General features: G+C 56.9%; 3 protein-coding genes. All 3 read left to right on the top strand.

The window, feature by feature from the left end:
- Nucleotides 1-350 precede the first annotated feature (350 nt).
- Nucleotides 351-545, top strand: coding sequence for a hypothetical protein (locus M3461_16530; GenBank protein ID MDQ3775833.1), 195 nt, complete (start codon nucleotides 351-353; stop codon nucleotides 543-545).
- Between the two features lie 453 nt (nucleotides 546-998).
- The gene (locus M3461_16535; GenBank protein ID MDQ3775834.1) at nucleotides 999-1247 is read left to right on the top strand and encodes a ribbon-helix-helix domain-containing protein; all 249 of its coding nucleotides are present in this window, start codon (nucleotides 999-1001) and stop codon (nucleotides 1245-1247) included.
- A gap of 290 nt (nucleotides 1248-1537) precedes the next feature.
- Entirely contained in the window at nucleotides 1538-2005 is a 468-nt protein-coding gene (locus M3461_16540; protein MDQ3775835.1) for a hypothetical protein, read from the top strand.
- Nucleotides 2006-2125 lie beyond the last annotated feature (120 nt).

Here is a 2125-nt window from a genome sequence, read left to right on the forward strand (position 1 = left end):
TCACTGAAAAAGGCGCTGTCCATGCGCATCTCGATAGAGATCCCGGGCAGGGCCGCCCGTACGACAGCGATACAGGCGAGGATGAAGTCCTTGGCCCCATGGGAATCATGCACGTTGTTAAGTTTCATCCATACCGCTGTGCCTGAAGAAAATCTGTCCTGCTCTAATATCCAATCTTCTTTTTCACCATGCCATGAGAAAAGTAAGTGTACCTGACAGAATCTCGAAATCATCAAATATTCTAGAGGTAAAAAAATGCCCTCCCCGGTGTGATTATCCGGATCAGTTGTGAGCTTTCCTTTCGATAACTCCCAAATAGCATAACGCTCGTCAAGTAAATCTAGTTCTGCTTGAATCTTCTTAAAGATACCAATTCCATCATCGTAGATGGCGAGTTCCGTGTTCGTTGCGGTTTTCCGTACCTGCGGCCGGGCACGGCCACGGGCATCGTGTTCCTGACCCTCGAGGCCGAGGCCGGCCCGCTCGACGTAGCAGCCTATTCGAGCGCGAGCGCCCCATCGGTCAGGCAGTACCCTCCCTTCTGAGGGGAAAGGGTGTTTAAAATTCCTAGCCAAACATCTTTGAAAGTTCAGGTACCTGGACAAGCCCGCGCTCACGTCCGGGAGTGCACCGAGAAACTCCCTCCCCTGTCCGTGCTTTTTGCGGACGGGGGAGGGTGGGGTGGGGATCCGGCCGTCACATCGCTGACCAAGGTGGTTCCGAGCCGCGGCGCCTTTACCCCCACCCCGACCCTCCCCCGCTCCGCAGGGGAGGGGACCGGAATCTCGCTCCCCTGCTAGACCGAGACGATGGACGTGACGGGATCAACATCAGTGTTTGATCCCCTTCATCCTACCCTCCCTGAGGGAGAAGGGACTTCTAGATTGTTGAACGCGTCTTCTACAACATCGGCGGTGCAAGAATCTATACCTATACTTTCCACGGGCTCGATGAGTCGGTGTTGACATCGGGGCACCATGATTCTTATGCTTAGATGCATGAGAACGACGCTGACACTCGATGATGACGTTGCGGCGACCTTGGAGTGCTTACGGCGAAGCCGTGAGGACAGTCTAAAGGTCTTGGTGAACGAAGCCCTGCGCCGGGGCCTGCAGCAGCTCAATAAGCGGCCGGAGCAGCGTCATCCGTTTCGGACCACAGCGGTAGCACTTGGGCATTGCCACATCGGAAGCGTCGATTACATCGCGGACGTGCTCGCCCTCGCCGAAGGCGACGCCTTCAATTGATCCTCGTCGACGCCAATCTCCTCATCTACGCCCACGTCAGCACCTTCTCCCAACAAAGAAGGCCCGAGAGTGGCTCGATACATTCGGCAGATTCTCTGGATTGCGTTGGCAGAACCCATTAGCCGCCTGAAACTAAGCATGCGTAGTGCCAGGTCCGCCAGCAGGCTGGGAAGCAGCGTGTGTGTCGAATGCTCTGCCAGTTTTGGTGCACCATGTTCAGGCGACCGGCTGCGCGCCCAAACGCGCTACAACATAAAAATACTCCACCTAGCGAGCGGGGAAATACAGATATGCCGTTGGATATTCCATCCTCCGACCTGTCCGCCGTTGTTCTGGCAGCCTTCGAGCATCCGCCCGGGCCGCTCACCCTGGCGGCCCTGAAGCGGACCCTAACCAAGCCTTTCCGGATGCAGAACAGTCTGCGGGACGCCGTGTTATGGCTCGTAGCCGAGGGGCGCGTGCACCGCTGGCCAGGGGCGGGTAAAGCGGAGAAATATTGGATCCACGAGCCCGGCGTGCTCATGCGCGCGAAGATCATCGAGGCATTGTATCCAGAGCCGCAGGCGGCTGCGGAGATCGCTAAGAAGCTCAAGGCGTGGGGCCTGAGCGCCAAGGCGCTCCAGGCCCCGTTGAAGGAACTGGTCGGGGGAAGGCAAGCCTACCTTCATCCGCCGCTGAAGGGTTCCACATTGCGCTGGGCCTTGCAGCCGCCGGCACCGCAACAGCTTCTGAAGAAGACGCTTAAAGCCTTCGGGTGAAGATCTTTTTTAACGACAACAGATCAATAGGTTATGAGCGAAAATGCTTGGAAGAGAGGGCACTCCGTGGTAGGTATGGGTTTCTCTAGATCATACGTCCCACAAAGGAGGCCCTCTCAT

The organism is Pseudomonadota bacterium (assembly GCA_030860485.1).
Taxonomy (GTDB): domain Bacteria; phylum Pseudomonadota; class Gammaproteobacteria; order JACCXJ01; family JACCXJ01; genus JACCXJ01.